This window comes from Solwaraspora sp. WMMB762 (assembly GCF_049179115.1).
Taxonomy (GTDB): Bacteria; Actinomycetota; Actinomycetes; order Mycobacteriales; family Micromonosporaceae; genus Micromonospora_E.
Genome location: NZ_JBMHMD010000001.1, coordinates 989,422 through 1,015,572 on the forward strand (window position 1 = coordinate 989,422; position 26,151 = coordinate 1,015,572).

The window sequence follows — 26,151 nt, forward strand, 5'->3', positions numbered from 1 at the left end:
GATCCCATGTTCGTGCCAACCTCGCCCGGCGAGGCCACGAGCCGTAGCGGGGGAGGAGGACAAGTGCGGCACCCAGCCGGCGGACACCCCGCCCGCACCCGACCCGACGGCACCACCGCCAGCGGCAGCGTCCCCACCGGGACCGTCGCCGACGCCGTGGCAGCCGCCACGCGACGGCTGACCCGCCCCGGGATCGTCATACTGACCGGGCCACCCGGCAGCGGACGCAGCACCCTGCTACGCCGCGTCGCCGCCGCCACCACCGGGCCCGTCCACGCCGGCGGCGGCCTCGCCGCCCTCGGCCACGTCCCGGCGTTCCCCCTCAGCCACGCCCTGCGGGTACGGCTGCCCGGCCACGACACCGCGCTGCTCGCCGAAGCCGTCCGCTCCCGGGTCCGCCACGGCCTGCTCGTCCTCGACGACCTGCAGTGGGCCGATCCGGCGACCGTCGCCGCCCTGCCCGGCATCGCCCGGCACTGCCGGGTCGTCGTCGCCCTGCGCACCCCGCACCAGCTGCCCGACACCGCCCTCGACCCGCTGCGCGGCGACACCGGCCTCTGGCTGACGGTGCCGGCACCCGACCCGGACACCCTCGCCGGCCTGATCCGCCGCGCCGCACCCACGCTCGACCCGGCGACCGTCGCCGCCGTGGCCCGCCACGCCGGCGGCAACCCGCTCGCCGCCACCGCGCTGGCCCGCCACGCCGCCCGCACCGGCACCCCACCCACCGTCGGCGGCACCCCGGGCGGTGCCGAACTGGACCAGGTCGGCTACGCCGTCGCCGCCGCACTGGCCAGCCTCACCCGCCCCGCCCGCACCGCACTCGCGGCCCTCGGCCTGCTCGGCCACGGCGCCCCGGCGAGTCTGCTCGGCGACGGCGTCACCGAACTCACCGCCGCTGACCTGGTCCACACCGGCGACGACGGACTGGTCACCCCGACCTCGCCGTACCAGGCCGCCGTCGCCGCCGGCCTGCTCGACGACCCGGCCCGCCGCGCCCTGCACCGCCGCCTCGCCGACCTCGTCACCGACCCGCTGGCCGCCGCCCGGCACCTCGCCGCCGCCGGCGACACCAGCGCCGCCTACCAGCGCGCGGTCACCGCCGCCGACACGGCCGCCACCGGCGGCGCCCGCGCCGAGTTGCTGCTGTTCGCCAGCGCGCAACCCGACGCCACCGAACCGGTCCGCCTCGCCGCCGCCCGCGCCGCGCTGACCGCCGGACGGCCCCGCCGCGCCGCCGACCTGCTCACCGGCACCGCCCTGCCCACCCCCGACACCGCCGTGCTACGCGCCGAGGCGCTGCTGCAGGCCGGCGACCCGACCGCCGCCCGCACCGCCGCCGCACCGGTGCCCGACGACGCGCCACCACCGGTGGTCGCCGCCCGCGACCGGGTCCTGCTGCTCGCCGACCTGGCCACCGACCCCACCTCCGCCGCAGTCCGCGCCACCACGATCGCCCGCCGGCACGGACCTGAACCGGCCCACCTGGGGCTGCGCGCCGCCCTCGCCGCCACCGCCGCCGCCGGCCGCCGACCCGGCTGGGAGTACGCCCTCGCCGGCACCGCAGCGGCCGCCGGCGCCGCCGGTGACCTGCTCACCGCCCGGTGGACGGCCTGGCATCTGGTGCAGACCCTCGCCGGCGACGGACGGCTCACCGAGGCCGCGCAGGCCGCAGCGGCGGCCGCCACCGCCTGCGCCGCCGACCTCGCCTACAGCTGGCAGGTCCGGTTCACCGCCGCCCGGCTGTGGTGCCTGGCCCTGCGCGGCGACCCGACCGGCCCGGCCACGGCCGGCACTGGCGCGCAGACCGCCGACCAGAGCGACCCGCTGCCCGCCGCCGGGGACGCCCTGCTGCGCGCCGCCGCCGACCTGACCGACCGCACCCTGCCGGCCGCCGCCCACGACTACGCCGTCGCCGCCGCCGGCCTGCTCGAAGCCGACAGCGGCCTGCTCGCCCCGGCCCGTGCCCGGCTCACCGGTGCCCCCGGCACCCCGAACACCGCCACCGCCGTACTGGACTGGGTGGCCCGGGAAGCCGCCTGGCTCGACGGCCAACCGGACCAGGCCACCGCCGGGGCACCCCACCTCCCCGTACCGCCGCTGGTCGACGGACTTCGGCGGATCACCGCCCACTGGGCCGCCCACGACGGCGCCCACCCCGCCACACCGCCGGCCGCCACACCGGTCACGCTGCCGGCGCCGGCCGCCGCCACCGTCACCGCCTGGACCGCCGGCGATCCACGACTGTTCGCCCACGCCGCCGACACCTGGCGCGACGTCGCCGTCCGCGAACAGGTCCGCTGCCTGCTCGCCCACGGCCTGCACGAACCCGACCCCGCTCGGGCCGTACCCGCCCTGCTCGCCGCCGAGTCCCTCGCCGAGCACGCCGGACTGGTCGTCCTGCTCGGCCGGGTCCGCCGCGCCCTGCGCCGGCACGCGGTACGCCGCGACGAACGCGGCCCCCGCAGCGGCGACCTGCTCACCGTGCGGGAACGCGACGTGCTGCGGCTGGTCGCCCGCGGCGAACCCACCCGCCGGATCGCCAACCAGCTCGGCATCTCCACCGAGACCGTGGAAACCCACGTCCGCGCCGGGATGCGTAAACTCGGTGCCCGTACCCGCACCGAGGCTGCGGCCCTGGCGATGGAGCCCGACCGATGAGCGACCCGCCGCGCTACGTCCTCGACAGCGCCGCCGACGCCACCACGGTGCTGCGCCGGCTGGCCCGCGACGGCTGGACCACCCGGGAAGGGTTCGCCGTCACCGACCCCACCTGGGACCTCACCACCGCCCGGCTCGCCCTGTACGGGCGGGTCCCGGACACCGACACCGTCGCCCTGGTGCTCCTCGCCGCCGCCCGGGGCGCCGCCGTCGTCGCCATCTGCGACCCGGCCGGTGATCTCGGCCGTGCCCTGCTCGACGACCTGTCCCGCCTCGGGCCGGTGCTGCGCCACGCCGAGGCCGAACCACCGGCCGCGGCGGCCACCGACACCGTCACCCTCATACCCGAGCAGCGGGCCCTGCTGGAACGGCTCGCCAACGGCGAGACCATCGCCGCCGCCGCGGCGGCCGAGTTCCTGTCGCTGCGTACCGCGAACCGGCGCATCGCCCAGGCCCGCGCCGCCCTCGGGGTCCGCACCACCCGCGAAGCCGTCCTCGCCTACCTGCGGCAACGACCCGCACGCTGAACCACCACCGACACCGCCGCCACCAACTCGTGGCCGGTCGCGTCCGGCGTCAGGTCGCGTCCGGCGCCGGATCGGCCTGGTCGGCGTCGTCGTCGGCCAGCACGTCGGCGGTCGCCCCGTCCGGCACCACGTCATCCCGGCCGCGCCGGTGCCGCCGGCTCAGGTCCACCGGCCGGGTCGGGTCGACATGCCGGGGCATCGCCGGCTCGTCGGGCCGCAACCCGGCCAGGGTGTCGGTGATCGCGTCCACGATCCGCACCGTCGCCCGCTGCGCGGCACCCGGGCGGGCCGGGTCGATCCCGGACAGGTCCACCGGCGGCCCGAACCGGACAGTGACCACCGGACGGCGCAGCATCGACCGCAGCACCGCCCGGACCAGGCCACGGGGCGCCGCCCACGGCAGCACCGCGTGCGCCCCCCACTGCGCCACCGGCACCACCACCGCGCCGCTGGCCAACGCGAGCCGGGCAGTGCCGGTCTTGCCGCGCTCCGGCCACATCTGCGGGTCCAGCCCGATCCGCCCCTCCGGGTACACCAGGACCACCGAGCCGTCGGCCACCGCCCGCGCGGCCGACCCCAACGCCTCGGCGACCGTGCTGGTCCGCCGGTCCACCCGGATGTGCCCGGCCCGGCGCATCACCGCGCCGACCAGCGGCGCCCGGAACAACCCACCGGTGGCCAGCACCCGGGGCGCGACCCGCCGCACCTGGCAGGCGGCGGCCAGCACGACCGGGTCGAACGGGCTGATGTGGTTGGCGGCCAGGATCAGCGGGCCGTCGCGTACCTCGTCGGGCACGTCGCCGCTGACCCGTAGCCGGGCGACCAGTGCGACGACCAGCCGGGCGGTGACCTGCAGCGCCCGCCACAGCAGCGGGGCCCGCCAGCGGGGCGGCGGGGCGGCGGTGTCGTCCATCGACCGTCGATCGTCGCACAGCCGGGCCGGTCGGTGGATCCCACCGTCGGGACGCCTGCCCGGGTCGGACGTCCCGGGGGAGAGGGGACCTCCGACCCTGGCCGCCAGAACGACAGGTTGTAGTATTTACTACGCTTCGTAGTATCTAGATGGGGGAGCCGTGGACGCGCTCGACATAGCCCGCTGGCAGTTCGGTGTCACCACCGTCTACCACTTCCTGTTCGTCCCACTCACCATCGGGCTCAGCCTCCTCGTCGCCATCCTGCAGACCGCCTGGCACCGCACCGGCGACGACCGCTACCTCAAACTCACCAAGTTCTACGGAAAACTCTTCCTCATCAACTTCGCCATGGGCATCGTCACCGGCATCGTGCAGGAATTCCAGTTCGGCATGAACTGGAGCGACTACTCCCGCTTCGTCGGCGACATCTTCGGCGTACCACTCGCCATCGAAGCCCTCCTCGCCTTCTTCCTCGAATCCACCTTCCTCGGACTCTGGATATTCGGCTGGGGGAGACTCCCCAAGGCACTGCACCTCGCCACCATCTGGCTCGCCTCGTTCGGCAGCATCATCAGCGCCTGGTTCATCCTCGCCGCCAACTCCTGGATGCAGAACCCCGTCGGCTACCGCATCAACCCCGACACCGGCCGCGCCGAACTCACCGACTTCATCGCCGTACTCACCAACAAGGTCACCCTCATCACCTTCCCGCACACCCTCGCCGGCTGCTTCATGGTCGCCGGCGCCCTCGTCCTCGCCGTCGCCATCTGGCACCTCGTCCGCCACCCCGACGGCCCCGACACCCCCGCCTTCCGCACCGCCACCAAACTCGGCGCCTGGACCACCCTGCTCGCCACCGCCGCCGTCATCGGCACCGGCGACATCCAAGGCAAGATCATGACCCAGGTCCAGCCCATGAAAATGGCCGCCGCCGAAGCCCTCTACACCACCGAAAGCCCCGCGTCCTTCTCCGTCGTCACCGTCGGCACCCTCGACGGCAGCCGCGAGATCTGGACCCTCAAGATCCCGTACCTGCTGTCCTGGCTGTCCACCGGCGACCCCACCGGCGAAGTCCAGGGCATCAACGACCTGCAGGCCCAGTACGCCGCCCAGTACGGCCCCGGCAGCTACACCCCGATCATCCCCGTCACCTACTGGAGCTTCCGCTTCATGATCGGATTCGGCCTCGCCACCGCCGCCATCGCCCTCTGGGCACTCTGGGCCACCCGCCGCGGCCGCACCCCCACCGGCCGCTGGCTGCTCCGCGCCAGCCTCACCCTGCCCGTCCTACCCCTGCTCGCCAACACCTTCGGCTGGATCTTCACCGAAATGGGCCGCCAACCCTGGATCGTCTTCGGCGAAATGCTCACCCGCGACGGCGTCAGCCGCAGCGTCTCCCTCACCGAAGTCCTCACCTCCTTCACCGCCTTCACCCTCACCTACGCCACCCTCGCCGTCATCGAAGTCAAACTCCTCATCCGCTACGCCCGAAACGGCCTACCCGACCTCACCGACCCGCCACCACCGGACGACACCGACGACACCACCACTGACCGGCCCCTAGCCGCCACCCACTGACCACCCACCGGAGACCCCTCGTGGAACTCACCACCGTCTGGTTCGGGCTCATCGCCATCCTGTTCACCGGATACTTCATCCTCGAAGGATTCGACTTCGGCGTCGGCGTCCTCGCCCGCCTCATCGGCCGCACCGAACCCGAACGACGCGCCGCGCTGAGCACCATCGGACCCGTCTGGGACGGCAACGAGGTCTGGCTCATCACCGCCGGCGGCGCCATGTTCGCCGCCTTCCCCGAGTGGTACGCCACCCTCTTCTCCGGCTTCTACCTACCGCTGCTGCTCATCCTCATCGCCCTCATCCTGCGCGGCGTCGCCCTCGAATACCGCGACAAACGCCCCGAAACCCAGTGGCGCACCCGCTGGGACAACGCCATCCTCGCCGGCTCCGTCATCCCCGCCGCACTCTGGGGCGTCGCCTTCGCCAACATCGTCGCCGGCGTACCGCTGGACGCCGACCACGAATACACCGGCACCCTGACCACCCTGCTCAACCCGTACGCCCTGCTCGGCGGCGCCACCACCACCGCCCTGTTCATCACCCACGGCGCCGTCTTCCTCGCCCTCAAGACCACCGACGACCTGCGCCACCGCGCCCGCCGCGTCGCCGGCTGGACCGGGCTGGCCGCCGTCGCCCTCGCCGGCGCCTTCCTCGCCTGGACCCTCACCATCCGCGCCAACCCCACCGCCGTCGCGCTCGCCGTCACCGCGGCGCTCGCCCTCGCCGCCGGGCTGGCCGCCAACCAGGTACGCCGCGAAGGCTGGGCCTTCACCGGCACCGCCGCCGCCATCGGCCTCGCCGTCGCCGCCCTGTTCGCCGCCCTGTTCCCGACCGTCCTACCCTCCACCACCGACCCCGCCGGCACCCTCACCGCCACCAACGCCGCATCCACCCCCTACACCCTGACCATCATGACCTGGGTCGCCGCCGCGCTCACCCCCGTCGTCCTGCTCTACCAGGGTTGGACCTACTGGATCTTCCGCCGCCGCGTCAGCGTCACCGACCAACCCAGCCACTGACCCCACCACCCAGCAGCCGGCCGGCGAGGCCACCGCCGCACCGCCGACACCCGTGAACCACCCCGCGCCGGGCGCCGACGGTGCGCGGCGACGTCAACCGACCTCCGGCAACTCCGCCAACCGTGCCTCCACCTCAGCCAGCTCCGCCCGCAACTTCTCCGCCTGCCGCTGCGCCTCGGCCCGCTCCGCCGCCAGGATCTGCTCCACCGCCTCATGGACACCCGGCACGTCCACCAACGCCACCATCTTCAACGCCTCGGCCGGCCGCACCACGTACGGCTTCGCCAACGCCTTCGCCCCCTGCGTCGCCGCCACCGTCCACTCACCGTCGGTGTACGCCAACGTCACCGTCAACCCGGCCGGCGCCTTCGGCTTGGCCGCCTTCGCCGCCCGCCGCACCGGCTTCTCCGTACCAGCATCCACCGTGGACCCCTCCGTGTCCTCCCGACGCGCCACCGGCACCACCGGCGGCTCACCCAACTTGAACTCCGGCTCCGCCACCGGCTCCACCGGCTCCGGCTCCGGTTTCGACTCCGCCCGCCGACCCGCCGCGCCCCGCGGCGCCACCACCAGATCACCGGGGGAGAACGGCAACTCGTCACGGCCGAACCGCACCACCACCCACTCGTCGGACACCGCCGGGTCACCCAGACCCACCACCTGGCCGACCTGACCGGCGATCTGCCCCGCCGACTCGGTGAACATCACCTTCGGCTTACGGCCGGCGGACACCGCCTCCCGGATCACCCCCAGCTCCTCATCCGACAACCCACCCGCAACAGCACCCGCGGCAGCCATGACACCCTTTCCGTACACCTGTTTGAGTGCTGACCTTCCTACCAGCCGCCGCCGACACCGTCGACCGCGACCCCACCACCCACGATCACCCCGACCCGACAGCACCACCCCACACCCCACGCACCCGGCCAGCCGCCAACAGACCCTGCCGGTACCCGGCCCGCGCCGCCCCCGGCCGCCGCGCCGGATCCAGCAGCCGCCGCCCGATCGCCCGCCGCGCCCCCCGGTCCGGCGACACCACCATCGACGAGAACCCGGCGGCCAGATCCGCGTTCGTCGCCGACCGCATCCCACCGTCGACGAACCGCCGACCACCGATACGCACCGGCGGCCACACCCCCGGCACCGCACAACTCGCCGACACCGCATCCACCAGATCCGCCCCGCACCCGGGACCGCCGAACACCACGAAATCCCCCGAGTCCGCGTCCACCGCCGTCACCCACAACCGCCGCCGCGGCCACGACCACGCCGGCACCAGCTGCCCCGCGTACAGCCGCGCCAGCCCGGACAACACCCCGAGCTGCCAGGCCACCCCGGTCACCCCGCCGCTGCCCAGCACCAACGCCCGCGTACCCGCCACACCATGTCTATTGCCCGCCACCGCCGCCGGTAACGTCACCGGCGGGCCCAGACCCGACACGGACAGCAGGGGAGAGGAGTGCCGGGATGACACCGGTCACCGTGGTCACCGGCGGCAGCCGAGGAATCGGGGCCGCGACCGTACGCCGCCTCGCCGCCGCCGGACACGACCTCGTCGTCGGCTACCGGACCGACGTCGCCGCCGCCGAAGGGGTACGCGACCACGTCGAAGCGCTCGGCCGCCGCGCCGTCACCGTCGCCGTCGACACCACCGACCCCGACTCCGTCACCGCCCTGTTCGACACGGCCGCCGAACTCGGACCGGTCACCGGGCTGGTCAACAACGCCGGCGTCACCAGCCGGATCGGACCCTTCGTCGACCTCACCGTCGACGACCTTCGCCGGGTCGTCGACGTCAACCTGGTCGGCTACGTCCTGTGTGCCCAGCAGGCCGCCCGCCGGATGACCAGCGGCGGTGCCATCGTCAACGTGTCGTCCGCCGCCGCCACCCTCGGCAGCCCCGGCGAGTACGTGCACTACGCCGCGGTCAAGGCCGCCACCGACACGCTCACCGTCGGCCTGGCCAAGGAACTCGGCCCGCGTGGCATCCGGGTCAACGGCGTCGCGCCGGGCACGGTCTGGACCGACATCCACGCCCTGTCCGGCGAACCGGACCGGCCGGCCCGGATCGCGCCGGCGGTGCCGTTGCGCCGGGCAGGGCGACCCGAGGAGATCGCCGGCGCCGTCGCCTGGCTGTTCGGCGACGAGGCGTCGTACACCACCGGGACGGTGATCCGCGTCGCCGGCGGACTGTGAGCGGCGGCGTCCGCGCGTGGACACCGGGTCTGCCCGGGACGGCTGTTCCGGGACACCGCCGATATCAGGTCGATAATATACATTATGTCAACTAGAGGCTTGGACGAAGGCGACTGGCCGGCTCGGTTCGGCCTGAAGTGACCTCGCCGGGGTCGGGTGCATCCTTCCCGCACCCCCCGTCACCGGACGTCCGTCACTCCCTGCGGGCGGCGACGCCACCGGCGCGCCGTCGGTGACACGTCCGCTTTCCGCCTCGCATCCGAGGTGTCATCGGACCGGTACGGGCGCCGGTGGACGCTGGGACGCCGATCCGCTCCTTTGGCCGCCCCCCCCTTGCCGGCCGCAGCCCCCCTCGAACAGCTCTGGCGGCAATCCGAAAAACATGCATAATATCCCTTATGCACCAATTTGTGGATCTGGTGGCGGTACGGCTCGTCGAGGACTTCCTCGCCGACCGCGCCTCCCGCAAACCCTCCCCGCACACCCTGGACGCCTACCGCCGCGACCTCGTCGCCGTCCTACGCCTGATCGGCGACTCCACCGAACCGACTCCCCTGCCCTGGACCGACGTACCGCTGGACGCGCTCGACCAACGACGGCTCCGCGCCGCGTTCGCCCGGTTCGCGGCCCCCCGCTCCCCCGCGTCGGTGCACCGGGCCTGGTCGACGTGGAACTCGTGGTTCAACTTCCTGGTCGCCGACGGCGTCGCCCCCGGAAACCCGATGCCCGCCGTGGGCCGCCCCCGGGCCCCGGTGCCACTACCGAAGCCACTGCGGGGCGAGGAGACCCCGGAGACGCTGCTGGCCGCCGCCGCGCGGACCGACCCCCGCCAGCGCGACCCGTGGCCGGAGCGTGACCTGCTGGTGGTCGCCCTGGCGCTGTGCGCCGGTCTGCGGCTCGGCGAGCTGCTGGGGCTGCGGGTCGGCTCGGTCGCGGGACGTCCCGGTGAACGCCGGATCGAGGTGGCCGGCAAGGGCGGTCGGCTGCGGACCGTCCCGGTGGAAGCGGCCGTCGACGTCGTCGTCGACGGCTACCTGGCCAGCCGGCGGCGACGGTTCGGCCCCCGGTCGGTACGCCCCGGAGGCCCGCTGCTGGTCGACCGGCGCGGTGCCGCCCTGCGACGCGGCGGCCTGCAGTACCTGGTGCGGTCGTGTTTCCGGCGGGCCGGGATCACCGAGCGGGTGCCGCGGGGTGCGCAGCTGCACGCGCTGCGACACACGTTCGCCACCCGGTTGGCCGAGGACGGGGCGAACGCCGCCGAGATCATGCGGCTGCTGGGCCATGCGAGCCTCACGGCCAGCCAGAACTACATCGAGGTGACGGCCGACCAGCAGCGGGCGGCGGCGCGGGCCAACCGGTCGAACCGGTCGCTGCGCCAAGTCGTCGGGCCGGCCTGAACCGGCGGTGACGGCGCTGGCCCCGAACCGGTCGGGGCCAGCGCGGCTACCGGGTGGCGGTCGAGACGGTGACGGTCAGTGGGCGGTGGTCGGAGACGGGGACGTCCGGTGCGGCGACGGCGGTCACGGCAGTCAGCACGGGCGGCGCGTCACGCGGGTCGAGCAGGATGTGGTCGAGTTGGATCCGGGGCCGGGCGGCCGGGTAGGTGGGCAGCCGGCCCAGCGGCCGCCAGCCGGTGGCCGCGGCGGCCACCCCGGCCGGCATGTTGAGGTCGCCGAGGAGGAGCCGCGGTGGCGGCATGGCCCGCAGGGCACGGGTGACGATCCGCAGCTGACGCAGGTTCCAGCCGGGGACGAACGACAGGTGGGTGGCAGCGACGGTGACCGGGCCGTGCGGGGTGTCGAGGACGGCGGCGAGCAACACCCGTGGTTCGTCGCGTAGGAGCAGCAGCCGGGGGCCGGGGCCGCCGACGGCGACCGGTGCGGGTACGGGGGCCGGGCCGAGCCGGATGGTCCGCCAGTGCCGGGCCGGGTACCGGCTGATCAGGCTGACCCCGTAGCGGGGTTCGCCGTGTCCGTCGTGGTCGTGACGGGGCACCCGGTAGGTGCTGCCGGGGGTGCCGACGAGGGCGGCGGCGAACCGGTGGGTGCCGGCGGTGAGCGCGGCGGCGGCCAGCGCGGTCAGGTCCAGGTGACCGCTGCGGGGTTGGGCGTGGTCGACTTCCTGCAGGGCGCAGATGTCGGCGTCGAGGTCGGCGATGGTGGCGGTGATCCGGTCGGGGTCGATGTGCCCGTCGTGGGGTGACCGCCCGTGCAGCAGGTTGTAGGTGGCCATGCGCACACGGGCACCTTACGGGGTGCGGGTGGTGTGGCAGGGTGGCGGGATGGTGGTGAAGGCGTTGTGCTGCAGCGCGCTGGTGTTCGTGGCGGTGGGCTGGTGCGGGGTGTGGCTGCGGCGGCGTCGGGGGCGGTGAGGCGTGCCGGCCGTGCCGGTGGTGTGCCGGTTGGCTGTGGGCGGTGCAGGCCGAGGTCCGTGGGAGGTGCGGTGTCGTCGGTGGAGTGTCCGGACGTGGCGGCGACGGTGGCGGCGGTGCGGCGGTGCCGGCCGGAGCTGGTGGATGCGGTGGCGGCGGCGGTGCCGGGGGCACGGGCGGCGGTGCTGGCCCGGTTGTGGGGTGCGTTGGGCCGTGAACCGGTGCCGGAGGTGACGGACCGTCGGGTGGTTGACGGACGGCTGGTGCTGGGGTTGGTCGACGGGCGGCGGGTGGTGGGGCCGGCGGAGGCGGCGGAGTTGTTCGCGGCGGCGGGCCCGGGGCTGGGGGTGTCGGTGGTGGGGCCGGCCGGTGACCGGGCGGTGGCGGATCCGGCGGAGTTGTTGTCGGTGCTGGGGTGGCCCGGTGGTGGGGCGGTCGCCGCTGAGCTGGCGAACAGTGTGGCGAATCTGGCGTTGGCGCGGGGTGCGCGGGTGGTGGCGGGTGGTGGCGGGGGTCTGGTCCGGTCGGCGCTCGGCTGGGAGCAGGCGGTCGTGGATGGGCATCCGGTGCATCCGGGGTGCCGGACCCGGGTGGGTATGTCGACGGAGGAGGTGCTGGCGTACGCGCCGGAGCATCGGCCGGTGGTGGAGGTTGAGTTGGTGGCGGTGCCGGGTGACCGGTGGGTGAGTTCGGGTTCGGGGTTGCCGCCGCTGCTGCCGGTGCATCCGTGGCAGCGGGATCATGTGCTGGGCGGGTACGGGTGGTTGCGGCGTACCGGCCGGGTGGTGCGGGTGCGGCCGTTGTTGTCGTTGCGGACGGTGGAGCCGGTGTCGTCGGGCGGGGGCTGGCAGTGGAAGACGGCGGTGGATGTGCAGATGACCAGTGCGGTGCGGACGGTGTCGGAGGCGGCGGTGCGTAACGGTCCGGTGGTGACGGCGTTGGTGGCGCGGTTGGCGCGGCGGGTGCCGGGGTTGTGGGTGTTACCGGAGGTGGCTGCGGGGGCGGTGGTGGTCGACGGGGGGTTGTGTCGGTCGTTGGCGGTGGTACGGCGGCGGGTACCGCGGGTGGGCCCGGGGGTGCAGGTGATGCCGGTGGCGGCGTTGGCGGCGCCGGTGGGGGTGCCGGGTGGTCCGTCGGTGGTGGCGGGTCTGGTGCGGGCGGGGTACGGCGGTGATCCGGTGGCGTTCGTGTCGCGGTTGGCGCGGGTGGTGCTGGGGCCGGTGGTGGAGTTGCTGGGTCGGGGGGTGGGGCTGGAGGCGCACGGGCAGAACGTTCTGCTGGTGTGGCGCGGCGGTCGGCTGGTGCGGGTGTGGTACCGGGACGTGGGTGGGGTGCGGTTGGATGTGCGGCGGCTGGCTGCGGCGGGGGTGCCGGTGCCGGCGGTGTACGGCGATGTGGTGGCCGAGGATCCGGCGGAGGTGGCGGTGACGGCGGTGGCGGCGGTGGGGACGGCGTTGGGTGAGCCGGTGGCGGTGCTGGCCCGGGAGTTCGGGGTGGAGCCGCAGGTGTTGTGGCGGGCGGTGGCGGTGGTGGCGCGGGACGTGGTGGCGGGGTTGCCGGCGGCGGTGCGGGGGTCGGTGGCGTCGGCGGTGCTGGGTGGGCGGTGGCCGGTGAAGGCGATGTTGTCGATGCGGTTGGCGTCGGATCCGTTGACGCCGCGGTGGGCGTGGGTGGCGAGTCCGTTGGCGGGTGCGTGGTGAGCGGCGTCGGGTCGGCGGTGGGGGTGCTGTCCGGTGGCCGGTCGTGTGGTTGCGGGTTGGGTGTGGTCGGGGTGGACGCGGCGGTGGCGTCGGCGGTGGCCGGGTTGGGGCGGGTGGCGCCGGAGCTGGTGGCGGGGTTCCGGGAGGCGGTGCCGTGGGCGGCGGGGGTGGTCGGTGGGCGGTTGGTGGACGCGTTGTGCCGGGAGGATGTGGGTGGGGTGCGCCGGGCGTGGCGGGGCGCGGGCCGGTGGCACGGGTTCGACCGATTCGTGGCCGACGCGGGGTCGGTGGCGGATCCGTTGGCGGTGTTGCCGGTGTCGGTGTTGGCGCGGCGGCGGGGGTGGGCGTTGGCGGCGGAGTTGACCGACGCGGTGGTGAATCTGGCGGTGGCGGCGGCGCGGCCTGGTCCGGCGCGGGGTCCGGATGATCCGGACGGGTGGGGGGTGTGGGCCGAGCGGCTGGCGGTGACGGGGCACAACCTGCATCCGTGCGGGCGTACCCGGTTGGGGTGGTCGGTGGCGGATGTGGTGGCGCACGATGTGGAGTCGCCTGCGACGGGGGTCGGGTTCGTGGCGGTGCGCCGGGATCTGCATGTGGGTGAGGATGTGGCGGCGGAGTTGGCGCGCTGGTATCCGCAGGTGCCGGTGGCGCAGCCGGGTTGGGTGGTGCAGCCGGTGCATGTGTGGCAGCGGTCGGTGGTGTCGTCGCGGTACGCGGATCTGGTGGACCGGGGGCTGGTGCGGTTGTTGCCGGGGGTGGTGCCGGCGGTGCCGACGGCGGCGGTGCGTACGGTGCTGCTGCCGGCTGGGCGGGACGGTGCGCGGCGGTATCTGAAGGTGTCGGTGGACATTCAGGTGACGTCGACGCGGCGGACGATCTCGGTGGCGAGTGTGCGCAACGGTCCGGCGTTGTCGACGGTGTTGGCGTCGTTGGTGGCGGCCGACGAGGTGGCGGCGCGGCGGCTGGTGTTGTTGCCGGAGGTGGCGGGGTCGGCGGTGCGGGTGGGGTCGGGGCGGGACATGTCGGTGATCGTGCGGGACGGGTTGGCGGGGCGGCTGGTGCCGGGTGAGGTGGCGGTGCCGGGGGTGGCGTTGGTGACGGCGGCGCAGTTGGGGCGGCGGGTGGCGGATTTCGGTGGGGTGCGGGGGCTGGTGGGGGCGGCGGCCGGGTTGGGGTTCCTGGGGGCGTACGCGCGGGTGGTGTTGCCGCCGTTGTTGCGGTTGGCGAGCCGGTTCGGGGTGGCGTTGGAGGCGCATCTGCAGAATTGTCTGCCGACGTTCCGGGGCGGGGTGCCGTTCCGGTTGGTGGTGCGGGACTTCGCGGGTCTGCGGTTGTTGTTGCCGCGGTTGGCGCGGGCGGGGGTCGAGGTGGGGTTGGCGGCGGGTTCGGTGGTGGGTACCGACGACGCGGCGGTGATGCGGGCGAAGTTGGGGTACACGGCGTTGCAGGCGCATCTGGGTGAGGTGGTGCTGGGGCTGGTGTCCGGGTGGGGGGTCGACGAGGCGGCGGCGTGGCGGGTGGTGCGGGAGGTGGTGGACGAGGTGTACGACGGGTTGCGGTCGGCTGGTGGGGTCGCCGCGGGGTGGGCGGCCGACGATCATCGGGCGTGGACGGCGCCGATGGTGGCGCACAAGGCGTTGGTGCGGATGCGGTTGACCGGTGCCGGGGACGTGTACGTGCCGGTGCGGAACCCGGTCGGTGACGCCGGGTTCGATGGTGGTCCGCCGGTGGGGGTTCGGTGACGGTGCCGGCGGTGGTGGTGCCGCCGCGGGTGGCGGCGGTGGTGGCGGAGTTGGCCGCCGGTGACGAGCCGGTGTGTGCGTACGTGTACGACCGGGCGGTGTTGCGGTCGGTGGCGGCGCGGGTGCGGGCGGCGTTGCCGGCGGGTTCGGTGCTGCTGTACGCGATGAAGGCGAACGGGCATCCGGCGGTGGTGGCGGAGCTGGCGGCGGCGGTGGACGGGGTCGAGGTGGCGTCGGGTGGCGAGTTGGCGGCGGCGGTGGCGGCGGGTGCCGGTCAGCTGGTGTTCGGTGGGCCGGCGAAGACGGACGGGCAGTTGGCGGCGGCGGTGGCGGCGGGTGCGGTGGTGAACGTGGAGAGTGTGTTGGAGTTGCGGCGGCTGGATCTGGTGGCGCGGGCGGCGGGAGTGCCGGCGGTGGCGGCGCTGCGGGTGAACCGGCCGGGTGGCGGGTTGGCGGGTAGTCACCGGATGGCGGGTGCGGCGACGCAGTTCGGGGTGGACGAGGCCGATCTGGGTGCGGTGGTGCAGGTGGCGGCGGAGCTGCCGGGGGTGCGGCTGGTGGGGTTCAGTCTGCACGCGGTGTCGAACAACGTGGATGCGGTGGCGCATGCGGGGTTCGTGGTGGATGCGGTGGGCTGGGCGGTGGCGGCGGCGCGGCGGTGGGGGGTGGGGTTGGAGTATGTGAACGTGGGCGGCGGGTTCGGGGTGGACTACCGGGGTGTGCGGCGGTTCGATGTGACGGCGTTTCGGGCCGGGTTGGCGGGGTTGGCGGTGCCGTCGGGGGTGCGGCTGGTGTTCGAGCCGGGCCGGCTGCTGGTGGCGGACGCCGGCTGGTACGTGGCGCAGGTGGTGGATCTGAAGCGGACGCAGGGCCGGTGGTTCGCGGTGGTGCGGGGCGGTACGCACCATTTCCGGTTGCCGGCGGCGTGGGGGTACGACCATCCGTTCGGGGTGGTGCCGGTGGACCGGTGGCCGTATCCGTTCGCCCGGCCGCAGGTGGCGGCGGTGGCGGTGGATGTGGCGGGTGAGTTGTGTACGCCGCGCGACGTGCTGTGCCGGGGGCAGGTGGTGGGGCGGCTGCGGGTGGGTGACGTGGTGGTGTTCGGCCGGGCCGGCGCGTACGGGTGGGACATTTCGCATCATGATTTTCTGCGGCATCCGTACCCGCGGATGGTGGTGGTGTGACGGTGCCGGCCGGTTGTGACGGTGCCGGGGTCGGGCTGAAGGTCAGCGCCGGGCCCAGCGGGCGGCGCGGATCTCACGTAGCGCCCGGCGGCGGGTGTCGCCGCGCAGGGTGTCGACGTAGAGGCGGCCGTCGAGGTGGTCGGTTTCGTGTTGCAGGGCGCGGGCGAGGAATCCGCTGCCGGTGACGGTGACGGGTTGGCCGTGCTGGTCGACGCCGTGGACGGTGGCGCGGCGGGCCCGGGTGGTCGGGAAGTACAGGCCGGGGATGGACAGGCAGCCTTCGTCGTCGGTGTCGGTGTCGTCGGGTGACAGGTCGCCGGTGGGTTCGAGTCGGGGGTTGACGACGTGGCCGCGGTGGCCGTCGGCGTCGTAGACGAACACGCGGGCGCTGACGCCGATCTGCGGGGCGGCGACGCCGGCGCGGCCGGGGGCGCCGAGCAGGGTGTCCATCAGGTCGGTGACCAGTGCGCGCAGGGTGTCGTCGAAGTCGGTGACCGGTTCGGCGGGGGTGCGCAGCGCGGCGTCGCCGATGATCCGGATCGGGCGCATGGTCATGGCGGTCAGGCTACCCGGGGCGGGGATCCGGGGGCGGGGCCTGGTGCGGGTGGCGGGGGCCGCACCGTTCGTCGGAGCCGACGGCGGGTGGCGGCCGGGGCCTAGGATGTGTGGGAGCGTTTCCACGCCAACCGGTCGGACATGCCTCGGCCGAAGGGAGGATTCTTGGTCCCGCGGGCCGTCACCTGCCCGGAACGGTGTCGTTCGGCTTGGTAACGTTCATCACTGGTCATGTGAACCATGACACAGCACCCCCCCACAGTTCCCGGAGATCCCGATGTGCCAGCACCAACCGATCTGTCCCTCGGCTGACGCCGTCGACCGGGAAGCGGCCCGCGTCGTCGCCTGCTTCCGCGAACAGGGCTGGAGCCTGCTCTGCAACGGTGTCATCGTGTTCGAGGACACCGGCGAGCTGCTTCCCGACGGCAGCAGCATCGCCCCGCACCGCGGCCCCGCCCGGCACGCCCTCGCCGCCTGACCGGCCGCGGCCACCGCAGGCTCACCGGCGAGCCGACCCGACCCGTACTCCGCCGGCGGCGAACGCCTCCGGCGGAGGACACGCGCACAGCAGATTCCGGTCCCCGTAGGCGCTGTCGACCCGCCGTACCGGCGGCCAGTACTTCCCGGTCCGCTGCCCCGGCCCCGCCGGGTACGCCGCCACCGACCGCGGATACGGCAGCGCCCACTCGTCGGCGGTGACCAGCGCCGCCGGGTGCGGCGCCTGCCGCAGCGGGCTGTCCGCCACCGGCCACCGGCCCGCCGCGACGTCGTCGATCTCCGACCGGATCGCGATCATCGCGTCGCAGAACCGGTCCAGCTCGGCCAGGTCCTCACTCTCGGTCGGCTCCACCATCAGCGTGCCGGACACCGGAAACGACATCGTCGGCGCGTGGAACCCGTAGTCGATCAACCGTTTCGCCACGTCCTCGACGGTCACCCCGGTCGCCCGGGTCAACGCCCGCAGGTCCAGCACACACTCGTGCGCCACCAGGCCCTTGTTGCCGGCGTACAGGACCGGGAAATGCGGCCGCAGCCGCGCCGCCACATAGTTGGCCGCCAGCACCGCCGCCCCGGTCGCCCGCACCAGCCCGTCGACACCCATCAGCCGCAGATACGCCCACGGGATCGGCAGAATCCCGGCCGAACCGTACCGGGCGCCCGACACCACCGGCCGGTCGGCATCGTCGCCGCCGACCGGATCACCCGGCAGGAACGGCGCCAGATGCGCCCGCACCGCGACCGGCCCCACCCCCGGCCCGCCGCCGCCGTGCGGAATGCAGAACGTCTTGTGCAGGTTCAGGTGCGACACGTCGGCCCCGAACCGGCCCGGCCGGGCGAATCCCAGCAACGCGTTCAGGTTCGCCCCGTCGACGTACACCTGCCCGCCGGCGTCGTGCACCCGGGCACACAACTCGGCGATGCCGTCCTCGTACACGCCGTGCGTCGACGGATACGTCACCATCATCGCCGCCAGGTCGTCACCGTGTACGGCGATCAGCCGCGCCGCGTCGTCGACGTCGACGTTGCCGTCGGCGTCGCAGCCGACCACCACCACCCGCATGCCCGCCATCACCGCGCTCGCCGCGTTCGTGCCGTGCGCCGACGACGGGATCAGGCACACGTCCCGCCGCGCCTGCCCCCGGGACCGGTGGAAGCCGCGGATCGCCAGCAAACCGGCCAACTCCCCCTGCGACCCGGCGTTGGGCTGCACACTGACCGCGTCGTAGCCGGTCACCTCCGCCAGCCAACGCTCCAACTCGCCGATCAGCTGCCGGTAGCCGGCCGTCTGCCCGGCCGGCGCCAGCGGGTGCACGTCGGCGAACCCCGGCCAGCTGACCGGCTCCATCTGCACCGCCGCGTTCAACTTCATCGTGCACGACCCCAACGGGATCATCCCCCGGTCCAGGGCGTAGTCGACGTCGGCGAGCCGCCGCAGATACCGCAGCATCGCCGTCTCGCTGCGGTACGCGTGGAACACCTCGTGGGTGAGGAACTCCCCGGTGCGCCGCCACCCGGCCGGAATCAGCGCCGGCGTCTCCCCCGCGTACGCGGCCACCCCGAACGCCGCCCACACCACCGCCAGATGCTCCCCGGTGGTGGTCTCGTCACATGCCACCGCCACCGTGTCGGCGTCCACCAGCCGCAGGTTCACCCCCCGGTCCGCCGCCCGCGCCACCACCGCGGCGGCCCCACCCGGCACCGCCGCGGTCACCGTGTCGAACAACGGCCCGTCCGCCACGGCGACCCCGCCGGCGGCCAGACCGGCCCGCAACCGGGCCGCCATCGCATGGGTACGCTGCGCGATCGCCGTCAACCCCTGCGGGCCGTGGTACACCGCGTACATGGCGGCTATCACCGCCAGCAGCACCTGCGCCGTGCAGATGTTGCTGGTCGCCCGCTCCCGGCGGATGTGCTGCTCCCGGGTCTGCAACGCCAGCCGGTACGCCCGGTCACCGGCCACGTCCCGCGACACCCCGACCAGCCGGCCCGGCAGCATCCGTTCCAGACCGGACCGCACCGCCAGGTAACCGGCGTGCGGACCACCGAACCCCATCGGCACCCCGAACCGTTGCGTGGTGCCGACCGCCACGTCCGCGCCGTACGCCCCCGGTGGCCGCAGCAGTGTCAACGCCAACAGGTCCGCCGCCACCGTCACCAGCGCCCCGGCCGCGTGCGCCGCCGCCACCAGCGGGGCGTCGTCCCGCAGCCGCCCCGACACGCCCGGGAACTGCAGGTGCAGCCCGAAGAACTCGTCCGGCAGGCCGGCCCGCACGTCACACACCCGCACCTGCACACCCAGCGGCTCCGCCCGGGTCCGCAGCACCGCCACCGTCTGCGGCAACGTGTCGGCGTCCACCACGTACACGTCGCTGCGCGCCTTCGACGCCCGCCGCGTCAACGTCATCGCCTCCGCCGCAGCGGTCGCCTCGTCCAGCATCGACGCGTTCGCCGTGGCCAGACCGGTCAGATCCGACACCATCGTCTGGAACGTCAGCAGCGCCTCCAACCGGCCCTGGCTGATCTCCGGCTGGTACGGGGTGTAAGCGGTGTACCAGGCAGGATTCTCCAGCACGTTGCGGCGGATCACCGCCGGCGTGTGAGTGCCGTGGTAGCCAGCCCCGATCATCGACACCGCCGCCGTGTTCGCGTCGGCCAGCCGCCGCAACGCGGCCGTCACCTCCGGCTCACTGACCGGCTCCGGCAGATCCAGCCGGCCCCGCCAGCGGATCACCTCGGGAATGGCGGCATCCATCAGATCAGCGACGCTGGCGTACCCGACGACATCCAGCATCCGCTGCTGGGCGACCGGATCGACGCCGACGTGACGGTCGACGAACAGGGACGAGGCACTCACCAGGCGGCTCCCGGGACGAGGTCGGCAGGCAACCTCCCCCTCTGTCGGCGCCGCCGCCTCCAGAGTCGCCAACCCGTGTGGTCCTTCTGCCTGAGAGGTTCCGGGGAGGATTTGCCCCTTCGGCGCCGCCCACCGGGTAGCGGACGGTCTCTCCCACACGGGATGTACGGCGGTCTCCACGCTACCGGCAGCACCTGCTCTGCGGGGCGGTGACGTCGATCACGAAGCCAGCTCCGGCCGTGTCGACCCGAGCGCCGCCGTTCAGCCGGCGCGGCGGCGCGCCCGGCGCGCCGCCAATTCGTCGCCTCCGGCCACCGGCGCCACCACCTCCGGCTCGGAAGTCACCGCCGGCTCCGCCGGAAGCTGCGACAACGATCCCTGGATCTCCTTGAACGCCCCGCCGATCGCGATCCCGAACACCCCCTGGCCGCCCTGCAACAGGTCGACGACCTCCTCGGGGGAACGGCACTCGTACACCGTCGTCCCGTCCGAGATCAGGGTGATCCCCGCCAGGTCCCCGACCCCGCGGGACCGCAACGTCTCGATCGCCCTACGGATGTTCTGCAGCGACACACCGGCGTCCAGCAGCCGCTTGACCACCTTCAGCACCACCAGGTCGCGGAACGAGTACAGCCGCTGCGAACCCGAACCTGTCGCGTCACGCACGCTCGGCACCACCAGCGACGTCCGCGCCCAGTAGTCCAACTGCCGGTAACTGATCCCCACCGCGTGGCAGGCGGTCACTCCGCGATAGCCGACGGCGTCGGCGTCCGAACCGGCACCGTCCACATCATCAGACGACCCCGGCTCCGGCTCTCGCTGTGCGGGCATACGGAAACCTCCCCGTCAGGGCGGCCCACACCAGGACGGAACATGAGCCGATCGACAGGACCAGCCTAACGCCGGCAGCGGGCCGTACCAGGCAACCCGGGCCGCGACACGCCGCGTACGGGCTGCCACGCCACGGGATGACACCCGCCGGCAGCGGTCAGCCCGCGAAATCCTCTGGACGCACCTGGTCCAGGAACTCCCGGAACTTCTCGACCTCGTCCTCCTGCTCATCCGGAATCAGGATGCCCGCCTCGGACAGCACCTGCTCAGCACAACGAATCGGAGCACCGACCCGCAACGCCAACGCGATCGAATCGCTCGGCCGCGCCGACACCCGCACACTGTCACCGATGACCAGGTCCGCGTAGAAGACGTTGTCCTTCAACTCGGTGATCTCCACCGCCTGCAGCGGCGCCCGCACCGCGGCCAGCACGTCCCGCAACAGATCATGCGTCAACGGCCGTGCCGGCTTCACGCCCTGCTGCTCGTACGCGATCGCCGTGGCCTCCACCGCACCGATCCAGATCGGCAGGTAACGGTCCCCGTCCACCTCACGCAGCAGCACGATCGGCTGGTTGGTGGGCAACTCCACCCGCACCCCGACCACGCTCAGCTCACGCACCGCCGCCTCCGTGTCGTCGTCACCAAACCCGCTCCGGCCCTCCCTGCACGGTACACGGACCACAGCGCCACCGTCCGGTGCCGCCAGTCACCTCACCGGCCGAGCGCCCCCCGCAGACCCGCCCGCACCAGCGCCGCGTGAAGCTGCTGCGACAACCCGATCAGCTCCCGCGCCGTCTCCGCCGCCCGAGCCCGGGCAGCCGGATCACTCTGCCGCGCCAACGGCGCCACCAACTGGGCGAACAGACCCGACTCGCGGTCCGCCGCCGCCCGTACCGCCCGCAGATGACGCACCTCGAGGCCATGCCGCAGCAGCCCCGCCACCGCCGTGGCGATCACCAGCGCATCGGCGTCGTACCAGCCCGGCGCCACCGCGACCACCAGACCCAGCCGCTCCACCTCGGTCAACGTCACCGACTCGAGACCACTGCGGGACAGCAGCTCCGTACGGCTCAACCGGGACTGCGCCGGCTGCCCCTGCGCCGGCACCGGCGACCGGCCCGGCACCTCACCGGACGGACCGACCGCCACCAACGTCGGACGCGACCGGCCCGCCGCCGACTCGGCGTCCCGCGCCGCCAGCTGCTCACGAATCACCCGCAGCGGAAGATACTGGTCCCGCTGCGCCGTCAGGACGAAACGCAACCGGTCCAGATCGTCCCAGCTGTACTTGCGGTAACCCGACGGCGTCCGCCGCGGCTCCACCAGGCCCTCGGCCTCCAGGAACCGCAACTTCGAAATCGTCGTGTCCGGAAACTCCGGGCGGAGCTGGGCCAGCACCTCGCCGATACTCATCAACGACGAACCGGCCACGTCCTCCCGGGCCGCCGCCTGCTCACTCACCACGACACCCCCGGCTCACCGACCGGCGTCAGCCACACACCGCGCACGAAGCCACCTCCGTCCGCGCCCCGGACGTCAACCGCGGCCGGCCTCCTCGTCCGGCCGCGGACCGGCGATGAAGACCAGCCGGAACTTACCGATCTGGACCTCGTCACCGTTGCTCAGGGTCGCCGCCTCCACCCGCTCACGATTGACATAGGTGCCGTTCAGGCTACCCACATCGCGCACCGTGAAGGTACCGCCGTCACGGTGGAACTCCGCATGCCGCCGCGACACCGTCACGTCATCCAGGAAAATGTCACTGTCCGGATGCCGGCCGCTCGTCGTCACATCATGGTCCAGCAGGAACCGGGCCCCCGCGTTCGGGCCCCGCCGCACCACCAGCAACGCCATCCCCGGCGGCAACGAACCCGACATCCGGCTCGGCACCACGTCGGCGTCCGGCCCCTCCAGCACTTCGTCGAGCGAACCGAGGTTCAACGTCGACGTGACGTCGAGCGGGGGGAACTCGTCGTCTGGGCGCGTCATGGACCACCTCACGGATCTGTTCGGTCGGCGTCGGGTGTGTCGGGTCGGCCACCAGACCTTGAACGATCGCAAGGCGCAAGCTCCCCCGTGCCAGGACGGCAAATTCCGCAACGCTCAACTGTTGTTGGCTTCTCGGTCGACTGGGCGAGCCTAGCCAGCGCCGAAAACAAGGGTCAACAAGACTCGCGGGCACACGATACCTCGCCGCCCCCGCCGGGTCAGCGCTCGGTGAGCTCCCGGTACGCCGCGGCGTCGAGCAACCCGCTCACCGCCTGCGGATCAACCGGCGCCAACTGCACCAGCCAACCGGCACCGTACGGGTCGGCATTGACCGTCTCCGGTGCGTCCACCAGCGCCTCGTTACGGGCCACCACCGTGCCGGTCAACGGCGCGTAGATCTCCGACACGCTCTTCGTCGACTCGATCTCACCGCACGGCTCGCCCGCCGTCACCTCGGCGCCGACCGCAGGCAACTCGACGAACACGATGTCGCCCAACGCCTCCTGCGCGAAATGGGTCACACCCACCCGCACAGGACCGGCGGCGTCGCCCGCCACCCACTCATGCTCCGCGGTATACCGCAGATCCTCTGGAATCACGGCCGGTCCTTCGGTCTGTGCACCACTCACCACCACTGACAACCCGCCCACCGACGACACCCCGTCCGATCAGGAGACCGGGCGGGCGTACCGCAGCTGGCTCGGATCGCTCAAGGCCGACACCTCGACCACGTCGCGCTCCTCGACGATCACCGTACCGCCGTCACCGGACACCGAAGCCACCACCCCACCCGGAATGTTCAACGCCGTCCGCATCGTCGACGGCTCCCCGATCGCCAGCACCTCGTACGGGCCGGTCAACCGCACGCCGTCCACCTCCACACCGCCGTCGACGTCCAGCAGGTAGCTGCTCGCCACGATCCGCACCGACCGCCCGTCCCCGCCGCTGATCTGCATCACCTCGGCACCCGCACCCCGCAGCTCCTGCACCGCGTCCAACAGCTCCGACGCCCGGATCGGCTCCCGACCGGCGACGAACCGCACCCGCAGGCCCGGCCCCTGCGCCGGCAGACTGCCGCCCAGCACCCCCAGCTCGTCCGCCCGACGCGACGCCTCCTCCAACGCCGCCGCCCGGCCCTCGGCACCAGAGGTCAACTGCCGCTGACTCGCCTCCAACTCCGCGATGTCCTGCCGCAGCCGCTCCTCCCGGGCCTCCAGATCCGACAGAATCCGCACCAGATCCTCCTGGCGGGCCGCCGCCAACGTCGGATCCGTCGACGTGCTGCGAACCTGAACGGCAAGGGTGAACCCGAGCAGCACCAGCAGACCCACGATCATCAGCCCGGCAGTGGACACCCGCCGGGAACTCCGACCCACGCCGGCACCCGACGACCCGTCCACCCCACCGTCGACCCCAGCGCCCAAACCGTCCGGACCGTCCGGAGATGGCACCCCGGCGGTGTCCAGATGCTCCCCGGACCCGGCCGGAACCCGCCCACCCGCACCCGGCGACCGCGTCGGCACCGCGTCCGGCCAGCCCGTACCGGTACTCCTACGTTCCACCATCAGCCACGCCTCACGCCCGGAACAGATGCCGTCGGATCGCCGCCACGTTGCCGAAGATCCGCACCCCGAGCACCACGACCACACCGGTGGACAACTGCCCGCCCACCCCCAACTGATCGCCCAGATACACGATCAGACCGGCCACCAGAACATTCGAGATGAACGAGATCACGAACTGCTTGTCGTCGAAGATCCCGTCCAACTTGGCCCGGACCCCGCCGAACACCGCGTCCAACGCCGCCACCACCGCGATCGGCAGGTACGGCTGCAGCACCGCCGGCACCACCGGGTCGAAGTAGATCCCCAGCAGCATTCCGGCGAGCAGCGCCAACACGGCGATCATCGAGGGCCTCCTCCCGAGGCGGTCACGGACGGGTCGGCGCCACCCGTCCCGGACGGGCTGGCCGACGCCGACGGCGCGCGGGCGTACCGCAGCTGCGGCTCGCTCGCCGCCGGCAACATCAGATCATCAGCCGAACGGACCCCGAACGACAACCCGTGATCAGCCGAGACCGCCCGCAGCACCGCGGCCGCCTGACTGGTCCTGAACGCGTCGACCATCGACTCCGGGCCGATCGCCGACACCTCGTACGGGCCGGTAACCGGCCGGAAATCGACCAGGATGGCGCTGCCCGCCGCCCGGATCGTCGAGGTCGCGGTCAGCCGTCTGCCGTTGACCGCGACCGCCTCGGCGCCGACGCTCCACAAGGCGTTGGCCACGTCCTGCAGATCCCGGTCCAACACCCGACCCAACTCACTGACCGAGCCCTCACCGGTCACCGGATCCACCACTTCCGGCGCGTCCGCCAACTCGACGACCACCCCGTCCCCGGTGACCCGGGCCAGCCCGGCGGCGGCTTCCAGGTCGCGCAGGTCCGCCGCCCGGGCCCCGTCCAGCACCGTGTCGCGCTCCCGGGCCACCTCGTCCCGCAACGCGTCCACGCGATTCTGCAGCTCGTCGGTCTCCGTCTGGCGCTGGGTCACCTGCTCCACCAGGCCGGCCCGTGCCTGCGACCGGCTCGGTTCGTCCGCCACCGTCTTCTGGTAGGCGAGCACCACCAGGAAGCCGACCGCGGCCATCGACAGGGCCATCGCCGCCCGTGCCGTCACCCGCCGCCAACCCTGCGGTGGTCCGGTCACCGACCGGCGGGCCGCCGCGTCCGTGTAGCCGGGATCCAGCGGCGCCCGGAACAGTTCGGTCAGAAAGTCCGGCGCGTATCCACGGTGCGGGCCGGAACCGCTGCGGTCCGCCTCGCTCATGCCCGCTCCGTTTCTGCCCCGGCGGCCCGGACCAACGCTGCGGCCTGCCGTACGTACAGCAGGCCCGCGATCCAGTACAGCACCAGACCCCACCAGGCCAGACCCCATCCGACCGCGGCCGCCACCGTCGCCGCCGTGGTGAATCCCAGCACTGCCGACAGCAACAGAATGGGAAACGCCGCCAAAAGTACGAAAGTCGCGGTCTTTCCTACATAGTGCACCTGCGGTGGTCCGTAGCCAAATCGGCGCAACACGACAAGGCAGCCGGCCAGCAGCACCTCGCGACTGAGCAACGCCACCGTGAACTGCCACGGCATCACCTCGCGGGCGGTGAACGCCAGCAACGTCGCCAGGATGTACAGCCGGTCGGCGAGTGGATCCAGCAGTTCACCGAGCCGGGACACCTGACGGATCCGGCGCGCGACGAACCCGTCCACCCAGTCGCTGGTCCCGCCGACGGCCAGGACCAGCAGCGCCGCTATATCAGCACGATGCACCAGAAACAGGTACAGAAACAGAGGTACACCTAGTAAACGGACAAAGCTGATCAGATTAGGAATGGTGAAGACCTGGCTCGCCACATCGGTCCGCGTCGACGCGGACTGCGCGGACGGACGCGACACCGACACTTCCTCTCCCCCGCTCCGACCGGCCTGTCCCACCGGACCGGAAACGAGCGGCGGCGAACGAGCCCGACGGTC

25 protein-coding genes, 1 pseudogene and 1 riboswitch are annotated in these 26,151 nt (G+C 73.1%); of the genes and pseudogenes, 11 read left to right on the forward strand and 15 right to left on the reverse strand.

Annotated elements, in window-relative coordinates; translation table 11 throughout:
• Window positions 1-63: 63 nt before the first annotated feature.
• Entirely contained in the window at window positions 64-2,661 is a 2,598-nt protein-coding gene (locus ACN27J_RS04675; protein WP_421363942.1) for a helix-turn-helix transcriptional regulator, read from the forward strand.
• Complete coding sequence (locus ACN27J_RS04680; RefSeq protein ID WP_421363944.1) at window positions 2,658-3,188, forward strand: LuxR family transcriptional regulator; 531 nt, start codon at window positions 2,658-2,660, stop codon at window positions 3,186-3,188. Before ACN27J_RS04675 ends, ACN27J_RS04680 begins: the two co-directional genes overlap by 4 nt.
• A gap of 139 nt (window positions 3,189-3,327) precedes the next feature.
• Here ACN27J_RS04680 and ACN27J_RS04685 read toward each other — a convergent pair.
• Window positions 3,328-4,101, reverse strand: a pseudogene (locus ACN27J_RS04685) (lysophospholipid acyltransferase family protein); the annotation flags it as partial.
• Window positions 4,102-4,261: 160 nt separating this feature from the next.
• On the opposite strand from ACN27J_RS04685, the gene ACN27J_RS04690 reads away from it, so the two are divergent.
• Together ACN27J_RS04690 and cydB are read left to right on the forward strand one after the other, a co-directional pair.
• Window positions 4,262-5,680 carry a cytochrome ubiquinol oxidase subunit I gene (locus tag ACN27J_RS04690; RefSeq protein ID WP_421363946.1) on the forward strand — a complete coding sequence of 473 codons (1,419 nt, stop codon included), beginning with the start codon at window positions 4,262-4,264 and terminating at the stop codon, window positions 5,678-5,680.
• 20 nt (window positions 5,681-5,700) lie between these two features.
• Entirely contained in the window at window positions 5,701-6,699 is a 999-nt protein-coding gene (cydB, locus tag ACN27J_RS04695) for a cytochrome d ubiquinol oxidase subunit II (RefSeq protein ID WP_421363948.1), read from the forward strand.
• 93 nt (window positions 6,700-6,792) lie between these two features.
• Here the strand turns inward: cydB and ACN27J_RS04700 are convergent, their stop codons facing one another.
• Both ACN27J_RS04700 and ACN27J_RS04705 read right to left on the reverse strand, forming a co-directional pair.
• On the reverse strand, window positions 6,793-7,497 hold the full coding sequence (locus ACN27J_RS04700) for a hypothetical protein (protein WP_421363949.1): 705 nt from the start codon (window positions 7,495-7,497) through the stop codon (window positions 6,793-6,795).
• Window positions 7,498-7,582: 85 nt separating this feature from the next.
• The gene (locus tag ACN27J_RS04705; protein ID WP_421363951.1) at window positions 7,583-8,080 is read right to left on the reverse strand and encodes a patatin-like phospholipase family protein; all 498 of its coding nucleotides are present in this window, start codon (window positions 8,078-8,080) and stop codon (window positions 7,583-7,585) included.
• Between the two features lie 86 nt (window positions 8,081-8,166).
• Here ACN27J_RS04705 and ACN27J_RS04710 point away from each other — a divergent pair, with 86 nt between their 5' ends.
• Together ACN27J_RS04710 and ACN27J_RS04715 are read left to right on the forward strand one after the other, a co-directional pair.
• Window positions 8,167-8,895, forward strand: coding sequence for an SDR family NAD(P)-dependent oxidoreductase (locus tag ACN27J_RS04710; protein ID WP_421363952.1), 729 nt, complete (start codon window positions 8,167-8,169; stop codon window positions 8,893-8,895).
• 398 nt (window positions 8,896-9,293) lie between these two features.
• Entirely contained in the window at window positions 9,294-10,292 is a 999-nt protein-coding gene (locus ACN27J_RS04715; RefSeq protein WP_421363954.1) for a tyrosine-type recombinase/integrase, read from the forward strand.
• Between the two features lie 46 nt (window positions 10,293-10,338).
• Here ACN27J_RS04715 and ACN27J_RS04720 read toward each other — a convergent pair whose 3' ends face one another.
• A complete protein-coding gene (locus ACN27J_RS04720; RefSeq protein WP_421363955.1) occupies window positions 10,339-11,133 on the reverse strand; it encodes an endonuclease/exonuclease/phosphatase family protein in 795 nt (264 codons plus the stop codon).
• On the opposite strand from ACN27J_RS04720, the gene ACN27J_RS04725 reads away from it, so the two are divergent.
• The 4 genes from ACN27J_RS04725 to ACN27J_RS04740 all read left to right on the forward strand — a co-directional run bounded on the left by ACN27J_RS04725 (window position 11,126) and on the right by ACN27J_RS04740 (window position 15,892).
• On the forward strand, window positions 11,126-11,266 hold the full coding sequence (locus ACN27J_RS04725; protein ID WP_278169149.1) for a hypothetical protein: 141 nt from the start codon (window positions 11,126-11,128) through the stop codon (window positions 11,264-11,266). The genes ACN27J_RS04720 and ACN27J_RS04725 overlap by 8 nt on opposite strands.
• A gap of 71 nt (window positions 11,267-11,337) precedes the next feature.
• Complete coding sequence (locus ACN27J_RS04730; RefSeq protein ID WP_421363957.1) at window positions 11,338-12,966, forward strand: IucA/IucC family protein; 1,629 nt, start codon at window positions 11,338-11,340, stop codon at window positions 12,964-12,966.
• Window positions 12,963-14,708: an IucA/IucC family protein gene (locus ACN27J_RS04735; RefSeq protein WP_421363959.1), complete on the forward strand. Its 1,746-nt coding sequence runs from the start codon at window positions 12,963-12,965 to the stop codon at window positions 14,706-14,708. Before ACN27J_RS04730 ends, ACN27J_RS04735 begins: the two co-directional genes overlap by 4 nt.
• Complete coding sequence (locus ACN27J_RS04740) at window positions 14,705-15,892, forward strand: alanine racemase (protein WP_421363960.1); 1,188 nt, start codon at window positions 14,705-14,707, stop codon at window positions 15,890-15,892. Before ACN27J_RS04735 ends, ACN27J_RS04740 begins: the two co-directional genes overlap by 4 nt.
• A 42-nt stretch (window positions 15,893-15,934) precedes the next feature.
• Here ACN27J_RS04740 and def read toward each other — a convergent pair whose 3' ends face one another.
• Window positions 15,935-16,447, reverse strand: coding sequence for a peptide deformylase (gene def / locus ACN27J_RS04745; protein WP_421363962.1), 513 nt, complete (start codon window positions 16,445-16,447; stop codon window positions 15,935-15,937).
• 277 nt (window positions 16,448-16,724) lie between these two features.
• Between def and ACN27J_RS04750 the strand changes: the two genes are divergently transcribed.
• Window positions 16,725-16,925 carry a DUF5999 family protein gene (locus ACN27J_RS04750; RefSeq protein WP_278174506.1) on the forward strand — a complete coding sequence of 67 codons (201 nt, stop codon included), beginning with the start codon at window positions 16,725-16,727 and terminating at the stop codon, window positions 16,923-16,925.
• 21 nt (window positions 16,926-16,946) lie between these two features.
• On the opposite strand, the gene gcvP is transcribed toward ACN27J_RS04750, so the two are convergent.
• From gcvP to ACN27J_RS04800, 10 genes are all read right to left on the reverse strand, one after another.
• On the reverse strand, window positions 16,947-19,802 hold the full coding sequence (gene gcvP / locus ACN27J_RS04755) for an aminomethyl-transferring glycine dehydrogenase (RefSeq protein ID WP_421363964.1): 2,856 nt from the start codon (window positions 19,800-19,802) through the stop codon (window positions 16,947-16,949).
• Window positions 19,803-19,870: 68 nt separating this feature from the next.
• Window positions 19,871-19,968: riboswitch (glycine riboswitch) on the reverse strand.
• Window positions 19,969-20,063: 95 nt separating this feature from the next.
• The gene (locus ACN27J_RS04760) at window positions 20,064-20,633 is read right to left on the reverse strand and encodes a MerR family transcriptional regulator (RefSeq protein ID WP_278169158.1); all 570 of its coding nucleotides are present in this window, start codon (window positions 20,631-20,633) and stop codon (window positions 20,064-20,066) included.
• A 157-nt stretch (window positions 20,634-20,790) separates the two neighbouring features.
• A complete protein-coding gene (locus ACN27J_RS04765) occupies window positions 20,791-21,255 on the reverse strand; it encodes a bifunctional nuclease family protein (protein ID WP_123604662.1) in 465 nt (154 codons plus the stop codon).
• Between the two features lie 92 nt (window positions 21,256-21,347).
• Window positions 21,348-22,049 carry a MerR family transcriptional regulator gene (locus tag ACN27J_RS04770; protein WP_421372113.1) on the reverse strand — a complete coding sequence of 234 codons (702 nt, stop codon included), beginning with the start codon at window positions 22,047-22,049 and terminating at the stop codon, window positions 21,348-21,350.
• Between the two features lie 123 nt (window positions 22,050-22,172).
• Window positions 22,173-22,625: an oxoglutarate dehydrogenase inhibitor Odhl gene (gene odhI / locus ACN27J_RS04775; protein WP_123601610.1), complete on the reverse strand. Its 453-nt coding sequence runs from the start codon at window positions 22,623-22,625 to the stop codon at window positions 22,173-22,175.
• 218 nt (window positions 22,626-22,843) lie between these two features.
• On the reverse strand, window positions 22,844-23,224 hold the full coding sequence (gene gcvH, locus ACN27J_RS04780) for a glycine cleavage system protein GcvH (protein WP_421363967.1): 381 nt from the start codon (window positions 23,222-23,224) through the stop codon (window positions 22,844-22,846).
• Window positions 23,225-23,293: 69 nt separating this feature from the next.
• A complete protein-coding gene (locus ACN27J_RS04785) occupies window positions 23,294-24,190 on the reverse strand; it encodes a DUF881 domain-containing protein (protein WP_421363968.1) in 897 nt (298 codons plus the stop codon).
• Between the two features lie 10 nt (window positions 24,191-24,200).
• A complete protein-coding gene (locus ACN27J_RS04790; RefSeq protein WP_123601612.1) occupies window positions 24,201-24,533 on the reverse strand; it encodes a small basic family protein in 333 nt (110 codons plus the stop codon).
• Window positions 24,530-25,450, reverse strand: coding sequence for a DUF881 domain-containing protein (locus tag ACN27J_RS04795; RefSeq protein WP_421363970.1), 921 nt, complete (start codon window positions 25,448-25,450; stop codon window positions 24,530-24,532). The genes ACN27J_RS04790 and ACN27J_RS04795 overlap by 4 nt, the downstream gene beginning before the upstream one ends.
• Window positions 25,447-26,079 (reverse strand): CDP-alcohol phosphatidyltransferase family protein, encoded by a 633-nt coding sequence (locus tag ACN27J_RS04800; protein ID WP_421363971.1) that lies wholly within the window; start codon window positions 26,077-26,079, stop codon window positions 25,447-25,449. Before ACN27J_RS04800 ends, ACN27J_RS04795 begins: the two co-directional genes overlap by 4 nt.
• Window positions 26,080-26,151: the final 72 nt, after the last annotated feature.

Bases quoted from the DNA above. Each gene is read 5' to 3' on its own strand.
- def (WP_421363962.1), bottom strand. From the start codon at position 16,447: ATGACCATGCGCCCGATCCGGATCATCGGCGACGCCGCGCTGCGCACC.
- ACN27J_RS04795 (WP_421363970.1), bottom strand. From the start codon at position 25,450: ATGAGCGAGGCGGACCGCAGCGGTTCCGGCCCGCACCGTGGATACGCG.
- ACN27J_RS04760 (WP_278169158.1), bottom strand. From the start codon at position 20,633: ATGCCCGCACAGCGAGAGCCGGAGCCGGGGTCGTCTGATGATGTGGAC.
- ACN27J_RS04700 (WP_421363949.1), bottom strand. From the start codon at position 7,497: ATGGCTGCCGCGGGTGCTGTTGCGGGTGGGTTGTCGGATGAGGAGCTG.
- ACN27J_RS04790 (WP_123601612.1), bottom strand. From the start codon at position 24,533: ATGATCGCCGTGTTGGCGCTGCTCGCCGGAATGCTGCTGGGGATCTAC.
- ACN27J_RS04770 (WP_421372113.1), bottom strand. From the start codon at position 22,049: ATGAGTATCGGCGAGGTGCTGGCCCAGCTCCGCCCGGAGTTTCCGGAC.
- ACN27J_RS04680 (WP_421363944.1), top strand. From the start codon at position 2,658: ATGAGCGACCCGCCGCGCTACGTCCTCGACAGCGCCGCCGACGCCACC.
- ACN27J_RS04710 (WP_421363952.1), top strand. From the start codon at position 8,167: ATGACACCGGTCACCGTGGTCACCGGCGGCAGCCGAGGAATCGGGGCC.
- ACN27J_RS04785 (WP_421363968.1), bottom strand. From the start codon at position 24,190: ATGGTGGAACGTAGGAGTACCGGTACGGGCTGGCCGGACGCGGTGCCG.
- ACN27J_RS04750 (WP_278174506.1), top strand. From the start codon at position 16,725: ATGTGCCAGCACCAACCGATCTGTCCCTCGGCTGACGCCGTCGACCGG.
- odhI (WP_123601610.1), bottom strand. From the start codon at position 22,625: ATGACGCGCCCAGACGACGAGTTCCCCCCGCTCGACGTCACGTCGACG.
- ACN27J_RS04725 (WP_278169149.1), top strand. From the start codon at position 11,126: ATGCGCACACGGGCACCTTACGGGGTGCGGGTGGTGTGGCAGGGTGGC.
- ACN27J_RS04715 (WP_421363954.1), top strand. From the start codon at position 9,294: ATGCACCAATTTGTGGATCTGGTGGCGGTACGGCTCGTCGAGGACTTC.